General features: G+C 65.4%; 14 protein-coding genes and 1 tRNA gene. 11 read left to right on the plus strand and 4 right to left on the minus strand.

The window, feature by feature from the left end; translation table 11 throughout:
• Nucleotides 1–132: 132 nt before the first annotated feature.
• Together WAQ08_RS01550 and WAQ08_RS01555 are read left to right on the plus strand one after the other, a co-directional pair.
• A complete protein-coding gene (locus tag WAQ08_RS01550; protein ID WP_422188873.1) occupies nucleotides 133–1,524 on the plus strand; it encodes a phosphomannomutase/phosphoglucomutase in 1,392 nt (463 codons plus the stop codon).
• Nucleotides 1,525–1,550: 26 nt separating this feature from the next.
• Entirely contained in the window at nucleotides 1,551–2,945 is a 1,395-nt protein-coding gene (locus WAQ08_RS01555; RefSeq protein ID WP_422188874.1) for a 3-deoxy-D-manno-octulosonic acid transferase, read from the plus strand.
• 7 nt (nucleotides 2,946–2,952) lie between these two features.
• On the opposite strand, the gene WAQ08_RS01560 is transcribed toward WAQ08_RS01555, so the two are convergent.
• From WAQ08_RS01560 to WAQ08_RS01575, 4 genes are read right to left on the minus strand one after another with little or no spacing between them, the layout of a single operon-like run.
• Nucleotides 2,953–3,498 carry a chromate transporter gene (locus WAQ08_RS01560; RefSeq protein ID WP_422188875.1) on the minus strand — a complete coding sequence of 182 codons (546 nt, stop codon included), beginning with the start codon at nucleotides 3,496–3,498 and terminating at the stop codon, nucleotides 2,953–2,955.
• Nucleotides 3,495–4,127, minus strand: a complete 633-nt coding sequence (locus WAQ08_RS01565; protein ID WP_422188876.1) for a chromate transporter — start codon at nucleotides 4,125–4,127, stop codon at nucleotides 3,495–3,497. The genes WAQ08_RS01560 and WAQ08_RS01565 overlap by 4 nt, the downstream gene beginning before the upstream one ends.
• Entirely contained in the window at nucleotides 4,120–4,950 is an 831-nt protein-coding gene (locus WAQ08_RS01570; RefSeq protein WP_422188877.1) for an acyl-CoA thioesterase, read from the minus strand. Before WAQ08_RS01570 ends, WAQ08_RS01565 begins: the two co-directional genes overlap by 8 nt.
• Nucleotides 4,951–4,973: 23 nt before the next feature.
• A complete protein-coding gene (locus tag WAQ08_RS01575) occupies nucleotides 4,974–8,234 on the minus strand; it encodes a sensor domain-containing protein (protein ID WP_422188878.1) in 3,261 nt (1,086 codons plus the stop codon).
• 183 nt (nucleotides 8,235–8,417) lie between these two features.
• Between WAQ08_RS01575 and WAQ08_RS01580 the strand changes: the two genes are divergently transcribed.
• From WAQ08_RS01580 to WAQ08_RS01620, 9 genes are all read left to right on the plus strand, one after another.
• Nucleotides 8,418–9,350 (plus strand): alpha/beta fold hydrolase, encoded by a 933-nt coding sequence (locus WAQ08_RS01580; protein ID WP_422188879.1) that lies wholly within the window; start codon nucleotides 8,418–8,420, stop codon nucleotides 9,348–9,350.
• A gap of 123 nt (nucleotides 9,351–9,473) precedes the next feature.
• Nucleotides 9,474–10,578, plus strand: a protein-coding gene (gene prfB / locus WAQ08_RS01585) for a peptide chain release factor 2 (protein WP_422188880.1) whose coding sequence is annotated in 2 segments (ribosomal slippage) — nucleotides 9,474–9,554 and nucleotides 9,556–10,578 — 1,104 coding nt in all. Because the reading frame shifts where the segments join, the coding sequence is not laid out codon by codon here.
• A gap of 45 nt (nucleotides 10,579–10,623) precedes the next feature.
• The gene (pepN, locus tag WAQ08_RS01590; RefSeq protein ID WP_422188881.1) at nucleotides 10,624–13,296 is read left to right on the plus strand and encodes an aminopeptidase N; all 2,673 of its coding nucleotides are present in this window, start codon (nucleotides 10,624–10,626) and stop codon (nucleotides 13,294–13,296) included.
• A 34-nt stretch (nucleotides 13,297–13,330) separates the two neighbouring features.
• Entirely contained in the window at nucleotides 13,331–14,338 is a 1,008-nt protein-coding gene (locus tag WAQ08_RS01595) for a class 1 fructose-bisphosphatase (RefSeq protein WP_422188882.1), read from the plus strand.
• Between the two features lie 52 nt (nucleotides 14,339–14,390).
• Nucleotides 14,391–14,466: transfer RNA gene (locus WAQ08_RS01600), tRNA-Thr, on the plus strand.
• A gap of 175 nt (nucleotides 14,467–14,641) precedes the next feature.
• Entirely contained in the window at nucleotides 14,642–15,859 is a 1,218-nt protein-coding gene (locus WAQ08_RS01605) for a tyrosine-type recombinase/integrase (RefSeq protein ID WP_422188883.1), read from the plus strand.
• A gap of 100 nt (nucleotides 15,860–15,959) precedes the next feature.
• The gene (locus WAQ08_RS01610) at nucleotides 15,960–16,304 is read left to right on the plus strand and encodes a hypothetical protein (RefSeq protein ID WP_422188884.1); all 345 of its coding nucleotides are present in this window, start codon (nucleotides 15,960–15,962) and stop codon (nucleotides 16,302–16,304) included.
• Between the two features lie 97 nt (nucleotides 16,305–16,401).
• Nucleotides 16,402–16,923 carry a hypothetical protein gene (locus WAQ08_RS01615; RefSeq protein WP_422188885.1) on the plus strand — a complete coding sequence of 174 codons (522 nt, stop codon included), beginning with the start codon at nucleotides 16,402–16,404 and terminating at the stop codon, nucleotides 16,921–16,923.
• Nucleotides 16,924–17,177: 254 nt separating this feature from the next.
• Nucleotides 17,178–17,717: a hypothetical protein gene (locus WAQ08_RS01620; protein ID WP_422188886.1), complete on the plus strand. Its 540-nt coding sequence runs from the start codon at nucleotides 17,178–17,180 to the stop codon at nucleotides 17,715–17,717.
• The last annotated feature ends 211 nt before the right edge of the window (nucleotides 17,718–17,928 follow it).

Here is a 17,928-nt window from a genome sequence, read left to right on the forward strand (position 1 = left end):
CGGACAAGACGCCCCGCCCATGTTGGTGTGGCTTTTGCGAAGCCGTCACGCTGGCCTCTCTAGAATGGGGCCCAAGACACCGCAGCACGGTGCCATCACATCGACAAACAAATCATTCAGCAAAGGATCACCATGCAAGTAGCAGCTTCCATCTTCAAGGCCTATGACATCCGAGGGATCGTCGGGCAGACCTTGAGCGAGGCCGTGGCCGAGCATCTGGGCCGCGCCTTCGGGACAGAAGCGCTCAAGCTTGGCGAGAAGGCCGTGGCCGTGGGCCGTGATGGCCGCGTGTCTGGCCCTTCGCTCAGCGCCGCGCTGATCAAGGGGCTGCGCTCCACCGGCATCAACGTGATCGACCTGGGCGCCGTGACCACGCCCATCCTGTACTACGTGGCGGCCACCCGCGCCGACCAGGGCTGCCACAGCGGCATCCAGGTCACCGGCAGCCACAACCCCAAGGATTACAACGGCTTCAAGATGGTGCTGGCCGGCCGTGCGATCTACGGCGACGACATCCAGGGCCTGCGCAAGCGCATCGAGGCCGAGGACTACACCCAGGGCGAAGGCAGCCTGGCGCAACTGGACGTGCTGCCCGAGTACACGCAACGCATCGTGGGTGATGCCAAGCTGGCCCGCCCGCTCAAGATCGTGGTCGATTCGGGCAACGGCATCCCGGGGGCCTCGGCGCCCGGCATCTTGCGTGCGCTGGGCTGCGAGGTGACGGAGCTGTACTCCGAGGTCGATGGCGACTTCCCCAACCACCATCCGGACCCCTCCAAGCCCGAGAACCTGCAGGACCTGATCAAGGCCGTGAAGGCACAGGGCGCCGACCTGGGCCTGGCCTTCGACGGCGACGGCGACCGCCTGGGCGTGGTCACCAAGGAAGGCAACAACATCTTCCCGGACCGTCAGATCATGCTGTTCGCGCGCGATGTGCTGAGCCGTGTGCCCGGCGGCAAGATCATCTTCGACGTGAAGTGCAGCCAGCAATTGGCCATTGCCATCCGCGAGGCTGGCGGCGAGCCGGTGATGTACAAGACGGGCCATTCACTGGTCAAGGCCAAGCTCAAGGAAACCGGTGCCCCGTTCGCCGGTGAGATGAGCGGCCACATCTTCTTTGCCGAACGCTGGTACGGCTTCGACGACGCTACCTACACGGCGGCCCGCCTACTGGAGATCCTGTCCAAGGTGCCGGACCCGAGCGCTGTGCTCAACGCGCTGCCCACCAGCCACAGCACGCCCGAACTGAACGTGCCCTGCGCTGAAGGCGAGCACCACGAGGTGGTCGAGAAGCTTCGCCAGACGGCCAAGTTCGACGGCGCCCGTGAGGTGACCACCATCGACGGCTTGCGTGCTGACTATGACGACGGCTTCGGCCTGGTGCGCGCCTCGAACACCACACCGGTGCTGGTGCTGCGCTTCGAAGGGCAGACCCCAGCGGCCATGGAGCGCATCCAGGCGCAGTTCATGGCGGCGATCCACGCGGTCAAGCCTGACGCGCAGGTAGGCGGAGCAGCGCACTGAGCGCCTCCACACAGGGCGGCGCAGGCGTGCGCCCCCCATCAAGCGGGCTGGCCGGGTGGCTGGCCCGTGTCGCTTATGCCAGCGTGCTGAGGCTGGGCACGCCCGCTTATCTGTGGCGGGTGTGGTCGCGCGGCCGTGTCGAGCCGGATTACCGCCTGCGCTGGTGGGAGCGGCTGGGCTTTTACAAGGCCGGGTACAGGCAACGCCTGGGTGACTTCCATGCGCAGGGCGGCCCGCTGGTGTGGGTGCATGCTGTCTCGCTCGGTGAGGCCCGCGCGGCATCGGCTTTGGTGAATGCATTGCGCCAACAGGCGCCAGGCATGCGCCTGCTGCTCACCCACAGCACTGCCACAGGCCGGGAGGCGGGCAAGGCTTTACTGCGACGTGAGCAGGGCGATCTGCAGACCTGGCTGCCTTACGACACGCCGGGTGCCGTGCAGCGCTTCTTGCGAACGCACCGGCCAGATGTGGGCGTGTTGATGGAAACCGAGATCTGGCCTGTGCTGCAGCACGAGGCTGCGCGGTTCGGCGTGCCCATGGTGCTGGCCAATGCGCGCCTGAGCGACAAGAGTCTGAAGCAGGGACTGCGCCTGGTTACCCTGATGCGGCCGGCGGTACACGCTCTGCGCGTCGTGCTGGCTCAGACCGAATCCGATGCCCAGCGCCTGCGCGCGATGATCGACGGCGCGGCGCTGCCCACGCTGGAGGTGTGTGGCAACGTCAAGTTCGACATGACGCCAGCGCCGGTGCTGCTCTCGATGGGGCAAGCCTGGCGTACTGCAGCCTTGCCTGGTGAGCCCGCGCGGCCCATCGTGCTGGCTGCCAGTACGCGCGAGGGGGAAGAGCCAGGCCTGATCCAGGCCTGGCAGGAGGCGCTTGCCTTGCACCAGCAGCAGCCTGCTTCGGCCGTTGGGGCATTGCCGCGCTTGTGGATCGTGCCGCGCCACCCTCAGCGCTTCGATGAGGTGGCCGCGCTGGTGCAGGCACAAGGGCTGCGCCTGTCGCGCCGCAGCCAATGGCTGGGCGGCTTGCCGGATGCGGGCGCACTCGGCGCCGACGTCTGGCTGGGTGACTCGATGGGCGAGATGCCGGCCTATTTCGCGGCAGCCCACGTGGCCTTGTTGGGCGGCAGCTTTGCGCCGTTGGGTGGTCAGAACCTGATCGAGGCGGCGGCCTGCGGTTGCCCCATCGTGATGGGGCCGTCGACCTTCAACTTCGCAGAGGCTGCGGCGTTGAGCGAGGCCGCAGGTGCTGCCAGGCGCGTGGCGGGCTGGCCGCAAGGCGTGGCCGAAGCTCTGGCCTGGGCAGCGTCATCGGCGCACGCGGCCAGCGTGGACCAGTGTCTGGCGTTTGCGCAGGCACACCGCGGCGCGGCTGAGCGCATGGCGCGACGGATCCTGGCGCAACTGGCCACCCGGTGAGCAGGACCTACACCCAGCCCAAGGCCCCCAGCACCGCGCCTGAGCCCACCAGCCAGATCAGCGGCACGCGTGTACGCCACACCAGCACGGCCACCACGGTGCTGAGCAGCAGCGCGCGTGGGTGCTCGATGCCGGGCAGCAGCAGCCAGCCCGTGGCCAGCAGCAGCCCCACGGTGACAGGCGCCATGCCCATCTGAAAGGCCCGCACGCCGATCAACTCACGGCGTGTGGACACCCAGCGCGAGAACGCCAGCGCCACGACGGTGGAGGGCAGCATGATGCCCAGCAGGCTGGCCAGCGCGCCACCCAGGCCGCCGCCATACCAGCCCATCAGGCCGACGAACAGCACATTGGGGCCCGGTGCCGCCTGGGCCAGGGCGATGGCCGAGGTGAAGTCGGTATCACTGAGCAGGCCCAGTTCGCTGACCAGGCGGCGGTGCATGTCGGGCACCAGGGTGATGGCCCCGCCGATGGCCATCAGCGACAGCGACAGGAAGTGCACGAACAGGGTCCACCAGGTGTCTGGCGACCAGGTCCAAATGGGCGTATTCATGAGGCGGTGCGCTCCTTCTTGCGCAGCACCAGGTAGGTCCACACGCAGGCGGCCACGCCCAGGCCCATCAGCACCCAGATGAGCGGCCAGCGCAGCCAGGTCATCATCAACAGGGCGCCCAATGCAAGGGCTCCGGCAGCGGGCAGGCCCAGTGGATGCTGGCGCAAGGGGGCAGCCAGCTTGAGCACGGTTCCGATGATCTGGCCACCAGCCACGGCGGTGATACCCCACAGCGCGCCTTTGACGGCATCGTGCGCGGCGGTGGCCGGCGGTGTCAGTGCCACCACCCAGGCCAGGGCCAGCATCATCACCATGGGCAGCAACATCATGCCGGCCAAGGCGGCAAAAGCGCCCCGCCAGCCGAAGAAGCGGTCACCCACCATCAGCGAGAGGTTGCACACATTGGGGCCGGGCAACACTTGGGCGCTGCCCAGCAGCTCCAGGAACTCCTGCGCCGTGAGCCAGCGCCTGCGCACGCACAGCTCGTGCTGGGCCACGGCAATCACGCTACCGAAGCCCTGCATGGCCAGCGAGGTGAAGGCGGTGAAAAGCTCCCAGTTCGAGCCAGGGCGCGCCAAGGCCACCTCGGTGATCTGAACCGAGGCGGCGTCTTGAACGGGTTCAGGCATACACGGCCACCACCTGGTAGCCCAGGCCGGCCAGGCGGCCGTCGGCTGTCCACAGCAGGGTGCGCTCGTTCACATAGCCTTCGCCCGTGGCCAGCGCGTCCTTGTCCATGCGCCACACGGCGTCGACCGGCGCATCGGGCACAGGCTGCAGTTCGAGCGCCCACGACACAGAGCTGGCCGGCGCGAAGCCCTTGAGCTGGGCCAGTGCAGGCGTGGGGCCGGCATCGGCCAGGATCACGCTGAGCAGCTCCGTGTCAACGCCTTCGCAGGCCTTCAGGCGCACGAAGGTGCGGCTCAGCCAGGTGTCGGTGCCGGTGAAGGGGAAACCGCCGTCCGCCAGGCGGAACTCGATGTGCTGCGTGAAGGCCGGCGTCAGGCCCGGGATGAAGGGCAACTGCACGGATTCGTCCACCGTCTTGGGCACGGGCTCCTGTGTGAGCGTGAGGGCTGGCAGGCTGCTGTCGCGGCCCGTGCCGAACACGGCCAGCAGCACGCCGGCGGTGGGCGTGTTGCCCTTGTCGTCGGCCTGGCGGATGTGGGCCTGCACCTGGCGCACGTTCTTGCCCTGGCGCAGCAGGGTCACATCGACCGTGAAGCTGCCCGGGGCCACGGGGCCCACGAAGCTGGTCTGCAGGGCGCGCAGCGGCCAGTCACTGCCGTACACATCGCGCATGGCCTGCACGGCCAGTGCAGAGAGCAGGCCGCCGAACAGGGTGCGGCCCTGAGCCCAGTCTTCGCCCACCTGGAAGGTGACGGTGCTGCTCTGCACCTGGCGGCGCAACAGCAGGCTGGCGAGGGAATCGACGGGCGAAGGAGAGCTCATGGCAGACTACGGCAAAAGTCAGATCACGCCGATGCTACTTCCTTCGGGGCATGTTCGGCCCGGGGCAGGATTTTTTCAACCTGGGCGGCCGACACCGGGCGGCTGAACAGATAGCCCTGGGCCATGTCGCAGCCACGCGCGCTCAGGAAGGCTTCCTGATCAGGCATCTCCACGCCTTCGGCCACCACGCGCATCTTCAGGTTGTGGGCCAGCGAGATCATGGTGCTGACCAGTTGCGCGTCGTTGTCGTTGTCGGGCAGGTCCTGCACGAAGCCGCGGTCGATTTTGAGCTGGTGTACCGGGAAGCGCTTCAGATACGCCAGTGACGAATAGCCCGTACCGAAGTCGTCGATCGACAGGGACACGCCCAGTTGGTGCAGTTGCTGCAGGAACTGCTCGGCGCCATCGCCGTGCTCCATCAGGCCGCTTTCGGTGATCTCCAGCTCCAGCCGACTGGCCGGGAAGCCCGTCTGGCGCAGGATGCGCGACACGCGCTCGATCACACCGCCACGGCGCACCTCGCTGGCTGACACGTTCACGGCCAGGCGGCCGAAATCAAGGCCCGCGTCGATCCAGGCTCGGCCCTGGCGGCAGGCCTCGTGCATCACCCACTCGCCCAGCGCCATGATCATGCCGGTGTCTTCCATGACCGGGATGAACTCGTCCGGGCCGATGGAAGGCAGGCACTCGTCGGTGGTGTCGGGCACGCGCAGGCGCACCAGGGCTTCGACGCTGACGATGCGGCGATCGCTCAGGCGCACCATGGGCTGGTAGTGCAGCACGAACTCGCGGTGCTCCACGGCGCGGCGCAGGCGGGTCTCCATGCTCAGGCGGTTGGTGGCCTGCGAGGTCAGCGATTCGGTGTAGAACTTGAAGGTGTTGCGGCCCACGCGCTTGGCCTGGTACATGGCTGCATCGGCGTTGCGCACCAGCTCGCCCGTGTCCTCGCTGTCGTTGGGGAACAGGCTGATGCCGATGCTGGCGCGCACGTAGACCTCCTGCCCGCCACTGCCCGCGCCTTCCAGCATGAAGGGATCGGACAGCGTCTCGATCACGGCCTGTGCCACGTGCGCGGCCTGCTGCGGGTGGCGCAAATGTTCCAGGATCAGGATGAACTCGTCACCGCCCAGGCGGCCCAGGGTGTCTTCCTGGCGCACGCGCTGGCGCAGGCGCTGGGACACGAGCTTGAGCAGGGTGTCGCCGGCCGCGTGGCCCAGGCTGTCGTTGACGGTCTTGAAGTTGTCCAGGTCGACGAAGACCACGCCCACCAGCGTCTGGTGGCGGCGCGCCAGGTTGATGGCATGCTCCAGGCGCTCATGGATCATGGCGCGGTTGGGCAGTTCGGTGAGCGGGTCGTAGTGCGCCATGCGGGCCAGGCGCGCCTCGCTCTGCTTGAGCTCGGTGATGTCGGTGATCACCGCCACGAAGTGCGTGGGCAAGCCCCGGGTGTTGCGCACCGAACTGATCGACATCTTGGTGCTGAAGAGTTCGCCGCCCTTGCGCTGGCACCAGGCCTCGCCTTCCCAACTGCCTTCGCTGCGAAGCGTGTCGGCCACCTGGGTGATGATGTCCTGCGGGTTCTCCGGGAAGAGGAACTCGGCGGTGCTGCCCAGCACGTCTTCCTCGGTGTAGCCGGTGATGTCGGTGAACGCGGAGTTGATGGACACCAGCCGGCGCTCGCGGTTGAGCACGAGCATGCCGTCACGCGAGCTTTCCAGCGCGGCGGCGTGCAGGCGGATGCGCTCTTCGGCCTGCTCGCGCATCACCTCGCGGTGCAGGTTGGACAGGGCAAAGGACAGGTCGTGCGTGACGTCGTCCAGCAAGGCCTTTTCGTCCTGGTCCTGCGGGTTGAGCTGCCGGTCGAGCAGGAAAAGGTAGCCCACCAGCGATTGCTGGCAGCGCAGCGGCAGGATCGCGCAGCCGTGCAGTTCGTGCTGCAGCGCGGTCTGCGCCCACGAAGGCAGGGCATCGCCCAACTGGCGCATGTCGGCGCACAGGAAGCTCTGGCCGTCGATCAGCGCTTTTTCCAGCAGCGTGGCATCGTTACGTTCGGCGGGCAGGGGCATGTCGAACAAGGGCGATGTGCCCGGCATCACGTCACCGGCCTGGTGCTCGCATTGCAGCAGCCGGCCTTCGAAGTCGAGCCGGCCGACCCAGGCCTTCTTGAAGTGCCCTTGCCGGATGGCGGTTTCGCACACGCGCTGCAGCAGTTGCTCTTCTGTCTGCGAGTGGACGATGGCCTGGTTGACGTGGCTGAGGAAGTCGTACAGCCGGGTCATGTGCACCAGGCGCTGCTCGGCGCGGCGCCGGGCGGTCACGTCCCAGACCATCCAGACGGCGCGATCACTGTCGCCCACAGGCGAGCAACGGCTGTCGAAGTGGCGGGTGCCGCCCATCACGCGGATCGGGTAGCTCAGCGATTGGGTCTGGCGGCTGTCCAGTGCGCGGCGCACGGTGTTCAGGAAGACCTGGGCTGTCTCTGCCGGGAAGAAGTCGGTCAGCAGGCGCCCGACCACCTGCTCACGCGGGCGGCCCAGCAAGGGGGAGTTGCTGCCGAACACCTCCAGGTAGCGGCCGTTGCGGTCCAGCAGGAAGGCCAGATCGGGCAGGGCGTTGGCAAAGGCCCGCAGTTCGGCTTCACGGGCTTCCAGGGCCTGCAGCGCGAGGCGGCGTTGGCGGTGGCCCCAGGCCAGCAGCCCCAGCACGCCCGCACCCATCACGCCGACCAGCGCCATGTTGAGCAGGTCGACCTGATGCTGGTGCGCGGATGCCTCCGCCAGGGCGGGGGGTAGATGTTGCTGGACGCGCGCCATGGTGTCGTTGCTGGGCGCCAGCAACTGCGTCAGGCGGGCGTGCTGATCAGTGGCGCCGCCTTCATCGCCCTTGTCGCCCTTGTCGTGGAGCATGTCGAGCCGCAAGGTCTCGTGCGCCGAGCCCAGTTGCTGATTGAGCTGCCGAAGCTGATCGACCAGTTGGATGGTGTGGGGCCCCTCGCTTAACCAGGCGTCGTTGGTGCCGCCAACGGCCAGATTCGCCGTGGTGTTCAGTGCTTCCCGTAGGGCCGTGAGCCGTTGTGCCGGGCTCCAGCTTTCATTCGATTGCAGCGCGAGCAGTTGGGTTTGAATGCGTGCAGTTTGATGCTGAAGGGTATAACCACCGGATTGCAGGCTGCTCCAGCCATGGTGCGACCAGCGCATCAGCCCGATGCTGACCAGCGCCACCAGCACGACGGCCAGGCCCACGGGCGCAAACCGTCCGCGCGAGGCCGACCGGGGCAAAGGCAAGGTCGAATGTTGGGTGGCCTGAGCCGGCTGCTGGGACACGGGTGAACGCTGGGAATTATTGGGTTCTGGCGAACGGACGGACAGCTTAGGTGAAAAATGTCGGCTGTTGCCACCGCATGCCGAACAATGTCACGGCAACCCTGCACGCACGGGGTGGGGCCCTGCGCATTACGTCACGACATCATGAACACGGACACCGCTTATTCCCCTCTGTATACCGCCCAATCTCGCTTTGTGACAGTTCGAGGCTTGCGCCTGCACGCGCTCGTCTGGGGCGATCTGGGCAAGGCCACACCTGCGGCGCCCCTGCTGGTGCTGGCGCATGGCTGGATGGACGTGGGTGCGTCTTTTCAGTTCGTGGTGGATGCGCTGCGTGCCAAGCCCGGCTGGCAGGACCGCCCGATTGTCGCCCTCGATTGGCGAGGCTTTGGCCAGTCTGACGCCAGCGGGGCCGACAGCTACTGGTTCGCTGATTACCTGGCCGACCTGGATTTCCTGCTGGATGAACTGTCTCCGGGACAGCCGATCGACCTGCTGGGCCACAGCATGGGCGGCAATGCCGTGATGCTCTATGCTGGCCTGCGCCCGCAGCGCATCCGGCGCCTGATCAACGTGGAGGGCTTCGGCATGCCCGCCACCGAGCCGGAGGAGGCGCCAGCCCGCTTCGAAAAGTGGATCGATGAGCTCAAGCAGCCCGCCCGCCTGAAAGACTACCCTGATCTGGCCAGCGTGGCCGAGCGCCTGAAGGCCAACAACCCCCGGCTGAGGGCTGATTTCGCCCTGTGGCTGGCAGGGCATTGGTCTCACCAGGAGGGTGGGCGCCGCATTATCAGCGCCGATCCGGCCCACAAACGCCCCCAGCCGCTGCTCTACCGTCTGCCCGAGGTGCTGGCCTTTTTCCGCCGCATCAGCGCCCCGGTGCTGTTCGTCGAGGGTGATCAGACGATGTATTTCTTCCTGTTCAATGGAAAATACGACCGGGCGCAGTTCGAAGAGCGCGCCAAGGCCGTGCCCGATGTCCGGATACGGACCATCACAGACGCAGGACACATGGTCCACCACGACCAGCCCGAGGCGCTTGCCGCCCTCGTGGCCGACTTTCTCCAAGCCAGTTGATGACCCCTAAGCCGGACTTCGCCGGCCTATCCCCCAAGGGGATCAAGAACCTTGGGGCGGCCCGACGGTTTCTTGAGAGAAAATAAACAGTTGCTGAACCGAACAAGACACGAGAACCCAATCATGGACATCGAACACATCAACGCCCTGGGCGCCCAGATCGCCGACCTGGCTCAGCGCACCGCTGAGCTCCGGAGGTATCTTTGACTGGGATGAAAAATCCCGCCGCCTGAGCGAAGTCAACGCCGAGCTCGAAGACCCCGCCGTCTGGAACGACCCCAAGCGCGCCCAGGAACTGGGCAAAGAGAAAAAGGCGCTTGAAGGCGTCGTGGTGACCATCGCCGAGCTGGAATCGGGCCTGACCGACAACGCCGAGCTGTTCGAGATGTCCAAGGAAGAGGGCGACACCGACGGCCTGCAGGCCATCAGCGACGATGTGGCCGAGCAGGCTGCCCGCGTGGAAGGCCTTGAGTTCCGCCGCATGTTCAACAACCCGGCTGACCCGCTGCCTGCCTTCCTGGACATCCAGGCCGGCGCCGGTGGCACCGAGGCCTGCGACTGGGCCAGCATGCTGCTGCGCCAGTACATCCGCTACGCCGAGCGCAAGGGCTTCACGGCCAACGTCGAAGACATCACCGAAGGCGACACGGCCGGCATCAAGAGCGCCACGATCAAGATCGAGGGCGAGTACGCCTTCGGCCTGCTGCGCACGGAAACCGGCGTGCACCGCCTGGTGCGCAAGTCGCCCTTCGACTCGTCCGGTGGCCGCCACACCAGCTTCGCCAGCGTGTTCGTCTACCCCGAGATCGACGACACCATCGAGATCGAGATCAACCCGTCCGACGTGCGCACCGACACCTTCCGTGCCAGCGGCGCGGGCGGTCAGCACATCAACAAGACCGATTCGGCCGTGCGCCTGACGCACATCCCCACCGGCATCGTCGTACAGTGCCAGGATGGTCGCAGCCAGCACAGCAACCGCGACGTGGCCTGGAAGCGCCTGCGCTCGCGCCTGTACGACCATGAAATGCGCAAGCGCATGGAAGAGCAGCAGAAGCTGGAAGACACCAAGACCGACGTGGGCTGGGGCCATCAGATCCGCAGCTACGTGCTGGACAACAGCCGCATCAAGGATCTGCGCACCAACGTCGAAATCTCCGCCACGCAGAAGGTGCTGGACGGCGATCTCGACGCGTTCATTGAAGCAAGCCTGAAGCAGGGCGTCTGAAGTCGATGCCCTTGTCGAACCCTCACCCATCACGAAAGCACCGCCATGCGTGAAGGTACTGCCCCCCTGATCCGGCGCGAGGATTACACCGCGCCGGCGTTCTGGATCCGCACGGTCGACCTGACCTTCGATCTGGACCCCGCCAAGACCCTGGTCATCAACAAGATGGCCGTCGAACGCAACCCCGAGCAGCCCGGCGCTTCGCTGCGCCTGGACGGCGAGGACATCAACCTCACGCGCGTGCTGGTCGATGGCGAGCCCGTGTCCTTCCGCGTCGAGAACCAGCAACTGGTGCTGGACAACCTGCCCGAGCAGGCTTTCTCGCTGGAGATCCGCACCACCTGCGCGCCTGAGAAGAACACGCAGCTCTCGGGCCTGTACACCTCGGGTGGCGGCTTCTTCACGCAGTGCGAAGCATTGGGCTTCCGTCGCATCACCTATTTCCTGGACCGCCCCGATGTGATGGCTGTCTACAAGGTGACGCTCAAGGCCGACAAGCTCAAGTACCCGGTGCTGCTGTCCAACGGCAACCTGGTGGAGCAAGGCAGCATCGATGTCAGCCGCCACTACGCCGTCTGGGAAGATCCGCACCCCAAGCCCTGCTACCTGTTCGCCCTGGTGGCGGCTGATCTGGTCAGCCGTGAGCAACGCGTGCGTACCCGACTGGGCAAGGAGCACCTGCTGCAGATATTCGTGCGCGCCGGTGACCTGGACAAGACCGAGCACGCCATGCAGTCGCTGATGGCGTCCATCTCGTGGGACGAGATCCGCTTCGGCCTGAGCCTGGACCTGGAGCGCTTCATGATCGTCGCCGTGAGCGACTTCAACATGGGCGCCATGGAGAACAAGGGGTTGAACATCTTCAACACCAAGTTCGTGCTGGCCAACCCTGCCACGGCTACCGACGTCGATTTCGGCAACGTGGAAAGCGTGGTCGCTCACGAGTACTTCCACAACTGGACGGGCAACCGCGTCACCTGCCGCGACTGGTTCCAACTGTCGCTCAAAGAAGGCCTGACCGTCTTCCGCGACCAGCAGTTCAGCCAGGACATGGCCGGCAGCAGCAGTGCCCGCGCTGTCAAGCGCATCGAAGACGTGCGCACGCTGCGCCAGCTGCAGTTCCCTGAAGACGCGGGCCCCATGGCCCACCCCGTGCGCCCCGACAGCTACTTGGCCATCGACAATTTCTACACCGCCACGGTGTATGAAAAGGGGGCCGAGGTCGTGCGCATGATGCACACCTTGGTGGGCGAAGCAGGTTTCGCGGAGGGCATGAGGCTGTACTTCCAGCGCCATGACGGCCACGCCGTGACCTGCGACGACTTCGCGCAGGCCATCGCCGATGCTAATGCGGAGAGCGAACTGGCCAAGCGCCTGGACCAGTTCAAGCGCTGGTACACCCAGGCCGGCACGCCGCGCGTGCAGGCCCGTGGCAGCTACAACGCCGAGCACAAGACCTACACCCTGCACCTGAGCCAGACCTGCGCGCCTACCGCCGGCCAGCCGGTCAAACAGCCTTTCGTGATCCCCGTGGCCATGGGCCTCGTGGCCCATGATGGACGCAACCTGAACCTGCACCTCGAAGGCGATGCGCTGCCCATCGGCACCGACACCGTGCTGGTGCTGTCCGAGCCCGAGCAGACCTTCACCTTCGTGCACGTGCCGGTCGAGCCGGTGCCCTCGCTGCTGCGCGGCTTCTCCGCGCCGGTGGTGCTGGAGGCCGAGTTGGGCGATGACGCGCTGTTCGCGCTGCTCACCCACGACAAGGATCCCTTCAACCGCTGGGAGGCGGCGCAACGCCTGGCATTGCGCCGCCTGCTGCAGTCTGTCTCCGGGGGCGCGCCTGCGGAGCTGGACGCCCGCTTTCTGCAGGCCCTGCGCGGCGTGCTGCGCAACGCCGAGCTGGACGCCGCTTTCAAGGAGCTGGTGCTGACCCTGCCCAGCGAAGCCTACGTGGCCGAGCAACTGGAAACGGTTGATCCGCAGCGCATTCACACGGCCCGCGAAAGCATGAAGCTGCAGCTGGCCAAGGCCTTGCACGAAGACTGGATCTGGGCCTGGGACACGCACCACGAGGGCGGTGCCTACTCGCCCGACCCGGTCAGCAGTGGCCGCCGTGCCCTGGCCAACCTGGCGCTGTCCATGCTGTGCCTGGACGGTGCCACGCGCCACAACCCGATTTGGACGGGCAAGGCCTTCCAGCGCTTCAAGGACGCCAACAACATGACCGATCGCCTGGGCGCCCTGGGTGCCCTGGTCAACAGCCATGCCGATCTGGCCGCCGATGCGCTGGCGCGCTTCCATGAGCAGTTCCGTGGCGAGCCGCTGGTGATCGACAAGTGGTTCACGCTGCAGGCTGCCGCACCCGAGAAGGACGGCAAGGTCTTCGCGCGCGCCAAGGCACTGATGCAGCACTCCGACTTCACGCTGCGCACGCCCAACCGCGCCCGCAGCCTGCTGATGGCGCTGTGCCAGATGAACCCGGCCGCCTTCCACCGGCCGGATGCCGCTGGCTACGTGTTCTGGGCCGATCGCGTCATCGAGATCGACGGCATCAACCCGCAACTGGCCGCCCGCCTGGCCCGTGCGCTGGACCACTGGCGCCGCCTGGCCGAGCCCTACCGAACCGCCGCACGCGAAGCCCTGGGCCGCGTGATGGCCAAGCCCGACCTGTCCGACGACGTGCGCGAGATCGTCACACGCGCGCTGCAGGACTGACCGCATCCTTGAAGAACCCAGGAACCCATCCACCATGTCCCACAAAGTCAGCCTGACCCAGTACCTGATCGAGCAGCAGCGCGGCCAGGCCCAACTGGCGCCGCAACTGCGCCTGCTCATCGAGATCGTCGCCCGCGCCTGCAAGCGCATCGCCATCAGCGTCAACAAGGGCGCCCTGGGTGATGTGCTGGGCACCGCCGGCAGCGAGAACGTGCAGGGCGAAGTCCAGAAGAAGCTCGACATCATCGCCAACGAGGTGCTGATCGAGGCCAACGAATGGGGCGGCCACCTGGCGGCCATGGCCTCCGAAGAGATGGACGAGATCTACGTGGTGCCCAACCGCTACCCGCAGGGCGAGTACCTGCTGATGTTTGACCCGCTCGATGGCTCCAGCAACATCGACGTGAACGTGAGCATCGGCACCATCTTCTCTGTGCTCAAGCATGCGGATGGCACGGCCGTGGACACCAGCAGCTTCCTGCAGCCTGGCACCGAGCAGGTGGCTGCTGGCTACTGCGTGTACGGCCCGCAGACCACGCTGGTGCTGACGGTGGGCAAGGGCGTGGTGATGTTCACACTGGACCGGGAGCAGGGCTCGTGGGTGCTGACGGACAAGGACGTCAAGATCCCCGAGGACACCAAGGAGTTCGCCATCAACATGTCGAACATGCGGCACTGGGCCGACCCGGTCAAGCGCTACATCGACGAGTGCCTGGCCGGCAAGGAAGGCGTACGCGGCAAGGACTTCAACATGCGCTGGATCGCGTCCATGGTGGCCGATGTGCACCGCATCCTGACCCGTGGCGGCGTCTTCATGTACCCCTGGGACAAGCGTGAACCGGGCAAGCCGGGCAAGCTGCGCCTGATGTACGAGGCCAATCCGATGAGCTTCCTGGTGGAGCAGGCCGGTGGTGCCGCCACCAACGGCCAGCAGCGCATCATGGAGTTGCAGCCCACGCAGTTGCACGAGCGCGTGAGCGTGATCCTGGGCTCCAAGAACGAGGTGGATCGCGTCACGGCTTATCACCGCGAAGCGTCCTGACCACGGGCTTGATTTTCTGCCTTGAGCCCGTGATAGAATCTTGGGCTTGGACGCCGGTGTAGCTCAGTCGGTAGAGCAGCTCATTCGTAATGAGAAGGTCGAGGGTTCGATTCCTTTCTCCGGCACCATCTAGACATCTCACGCCATCTCAAGGCGTATCAAAACCGGTCTCTCCCCTAGGGAAGGCCGGTTTTTTCTTGTCTCAGCGCCTCTCACCACCTACCATCACATACCAACATTTCGTTGGTACCTGTGTTGGCACCTCAGATACCAACGCCTGCAGGTACCAACATCGGGGGCGTGATGGCACTGACGGACACCTTCGTCAAGAACGTGAAGCACACCGGCGCACCGGCCGGCGACAAGCACACAGATGGCCACGGGATGTTCCTGCTGGTCAAAGCGGCGGGCAAGTACTGGCGCCATAGCTACCGCTTCCTGGGCAAGCAAAAGACGCTGGCGCTGGGCGTGTACCCGGAGGTGTCCCTGGCCCAGGCTCGCCAACGCCGTGAGCAGGCCCGCAAGCTGCTGGCTGAGGGCATAGACCCCAGCCAGGCCAAGCGGGCCGACAAGGTAGCGCGCAAGCTGTCTGCAGACAACACCTTCGAGGCCGTGGCCAAGGCCTGGCTTGATGCCTCCAAGGCTCAGCGCGCCGAGAGCACGGACGCCAAGGTGCGCGGCTGGCTGGAAAACGACGTGTTCCCCCAGATCGGCCGGCTGCCCATCGCCGGGATCACGCCCCGCGACGTGCTGGACATGGTGCGCAAGGTGGAGAAGCGGGGGGCTCTCGACAGCGCCACGCGCATCAAGCAGCTCTGTGGCCAGATCTTCCGGTATGCGGTGGCCGAGGGTTCGGCAGAGCGCGATGTGACGGCGGATCTGCGCGGCGCGCTGGCCGTGAGCCAAACCAAGCACCTTGCCGCGGTGACCGAGCCCAAGCAGGTTGGGGAGCTGCTGCGGGCCATTCAGGGCTACAGCGGGCATCCGGTGACGGTCGCGGCGCTCCAACTGACCCCGATGCTGTTCGTGCGCCCAGGCGAGCTGCGCCATGCCGAGTGGGCCGAGATTGACCTGCAGGGCGCCGAGTGGCGGATCCCGGGCAGCAAGATGAAGATGGGCCTGGACCACATCGTGCCGCTGTCGACCCAGGCGGTCGAGGTGTTGACCGAGCTGCAGAAGTTCACCGGCCGGCATCGCTACGTGTTCCCCAGCGTGCGCACCGGTGCCCGCCCCATGAGCGAGAACACCATCAATGCGGCCTTGCGGGGCATGGGCTACAGCAGCGACGTGCAGACGGCCCACGGCTTTCGCGCAACTGCCCGGACCATCCTGGACGAGGTGCTGGGCGAGCGTGTCGACCTGATCGAGCACCAACTGGCCCATGCTGTGAAGGACGTGAATGGCCGGGCCTACAACCGCACAGCCCACCTGCCCGCGCGCAAGGAAATGATGCAGCGGTGGGCGGACTACTTGGACAAGCTTCGTGCCGGTGCAGAGGTTATCCCTCTGCACGCGGCTTGAAACCGCTGCCTGACGGCCTCAGGCCAATTGGGCCTGGAAGCTGGTGCTAGTTGGGGACTGGCGACCTGACCCTGACCATCTAGGACACAGGAGGTCCGCTATGGCTCAGTTCAAGTCTATTGAAGCAACGTCCCAGAACATCTGGAAGCTTCAAGAAAGTATCAACAGCATCGATGCCGCCACCCAAGACTCGGAAACGCGAATCCGGGCACTCACAGCGGCAGTCCGACTCATGCTGCAGCAGCCAGACAGTGGCGAGCTGCGTCTGCAAATCAGCGAGCTTTGTACTGCCATCGACCATGCGATCTCCGAAGCGATGAACTTCGTCAATAGCGAAGCAGAGCAGGTCGGTGCGAACTTTATTGACGGTGGAAAACGAGACTTTGCCGACCGAGTGTATGAAGCGTCTCGCAACAGCGCCGCCAGCAGCAAAAGGCAGCACTAGTCCGGAGCCTCGGTAGCCCTGAGGCAGAGCGGGCTCGGAGGCTGGTGGAACAGCGTCTGGGCCTTGACCACAACGTGTCACCACAGGAGTGCACACCATGGTTAATGAGACTGCATCGCCCACCCCGGGCACCCCGTACTTCAACCTCACGACAGGCCTGCAGAACTTCTACGCAGCTCGGGGCATGTGGCTGAATAACCAGCCTCGGGGGGCTCTAGCCTCCATGCTGGGGCCTAACGCACCTTTCGGCGCGCCCACTGGCTTAGTGTTCTTCATGACCGCTGAGCAGATCGGCGAAATGACGCAAGACATTGCTGAGAACGGCCATCGAGGCTTGAACCCTTGGCAGATCGCCCAAGCGCTTCGGCGCCTGCGTGAATCGCTGAAACGGTCAGGCGCCCCCATTTCAGCCCTACCTGTGCCTATGCAGCGCGTAGCGATTGGCGCGGCTCCAGTGCATCGCCCATTCGAGCCATTGGTTGTGCCAGCCAGCGGGAAGGCACGCAAAGCCTTTGAGAAGCACGCGATGGACTGCGTGAGGGCGGTGGTGGAGTTCTCACAGGAAAGTGTCTACATGCCCGAGGAAAACCACTTGACCGAAGGCATGGTCAAGCCTTAATCTCTCGCCACCCCTGCACATTCAGGGGCCAGGCTTGGCGGCCTGGAGAAAAGGCGCAGCAAGCCGCGCCCGATGCACCATTGGTCGCGGCTTTTTCATGTCTGCGTAGCTGCCGCATGGCTCCCGTTTTGGCGGGCCGTGTGGGGAGGGGCTTGCCCCTGCCGGTTCCTTTTCCCGGTCCGCCAACCCTGCACGGTCTGCCACCCTCTCTTGGCGGGGAGGATGGCAGGTTCCAACCTAGAAAAGGAGCCACCATGGCTGTTCAACCCGCACCCGGCGCGCTGGCGCCCACCTGTTCCATTCACAGTACCGCTGAGCGCGAACTCATCATCGACATACGCCAGGATGAGTGGGCTCATTTCGTAGGCACAGCCGCCCAACTTGTCTCGGAAGGCCTTATCCCCGAGAGCTTTGAATGGCCGCCGGCCGACGTAAGCAAGTGCTGGGAGGCGAATGGGTTTGACTATTGGCTGCGTCGCAATCGCCCAGAAGGACACAAGGGGCCGAAGCGCTCTTGGCTAGAGCTGGACAACTGGTTCATCAGCGTCAAAGTGACAGGCCGAGACTACACATGGCGTACGCGCCGAGCCTTGGAGCGCAAGACCGAAGAGCTGCGCGCCGAATACTACCGCCACACTGCTGAAGGATCACAGGAGTGGTCTGCCAGCTGGAACCGCTATTGGCAAGCACGTCAGGACAAGGCGTTTCAAGCGTTCAAGACCCGCATCCCCGGGCTGGTGCCGCCAAAGCGTGGTCGCAAAGCCAAGCTGTCAAACCAAGGAGCGCAGCAATGATTTCAAGCGAAACGTCTGTGCAACTGCCTGCCCACGAGGACCAGGCCGATCGCAACCAAATGGGGTTCAGCATTGGATGTCAAACCGGCGTCTGTCAAGGTAGTTGACGCGTCGAGCTTTAAATTGCTTATGCCGCTCGGCGCTCCTTGTCTCGTTGGTTGAGATAGACCTGCTCTGGTTCTCCCCAGCGCCTGATGCCTCGACTCCAGCG

It is taken from the genome of Aquabacterium sp., from assembly GCF_049274795.1.
In the GTDB taxonomy this organism is placed as follows: domain Bacteria; phylum Pseudomonadota; class Gammaproteobacteria; order Burkholderiales; family Burkholderiaceae_C; genus Aquabacterium.

Excerpts from the sequence above, each read along its gene's own strand:
- WAQ08_RS01550 (WP_422188873.1), top strand. The coding sequence starts at position 133 with ATGCAAGTAGCAGCTTCCATCTTCAAGGCCTATGACATCCGAGGGATC.
- WAQ08_RS01595 (WP_422188882.1), top strand. The coding sequence starts at position 13,331 with ATGTCCCACAAAGTCAGCCTGACCCAGTACCTGATCGAGCAGCAGCGC.
- WAQ08_RS01565 (WP_422188876.1), bottom strand. The coding sequence starts at position 4,127 with ATGCCTGAACCCGTTCAAGACGCCGCCTCGGTTCAGATCACCGAGGTG.
- WAQ08_RS01615 (WP_422188885.1), top strand. The coding sequence starts at position 16,402 with ATGGTTAATGAGACTGCATCGCCCACCCCGGGCACCCCGTACTTCAAC.
- WAQ08_RS01605 (WP_422188883.1), top strand. The coding sequence starts at position 14,642 with ATGGCACTGACGGACACCTTCGTCAAGAACGTGAAGCACACCGGCGCA.
- pepN (WP_422188881.1), top strand. The coding sequence starts at position 10,624 with ATGCGTGAAGGTACTGCCCCCCTGATCCGGCGCGAGGATTACACCGCG.
- WAQ08_RS01620 (WP_422188886.1), top strand. The coding sequence starts at position 17,178 with ATGGCTGTTCAACCCGCACCCGGCGCGCTGGCGCCCACCTGTTCCATT.
- WAQ08_RS01610 (WP_422188884.1), top strand. The coding sequence starts at position 15,960 with ATGGCTCAGTTCAAGTCTATTGAAGCAACGTCCCAGAACATCTGGAAG.
- WAQ08_RS01580 (WP_422188879.1), top strand. The coding sequence starts at position 8,418 with ATGAACACGGACACCGCTTATTCCCCTCTGTATACCGCCCAATCTCGC.
- WAQ08_RS01560 (WP_422188875.1), bottom strand. The coding sequence starts at position 3,498 with ATGAATACGCCCATTTGGACCTGGTCGCCAGACACCTGGTGGACCCTG.
- WAQ08_RS01570 (WP_422188877.1), bottom strand. The coding sequence starts at position 4,950 with ATGAGCTCTCCTTCGCCCGTCGATTCCCTCGCCAGCCTGCTGTTGCGC.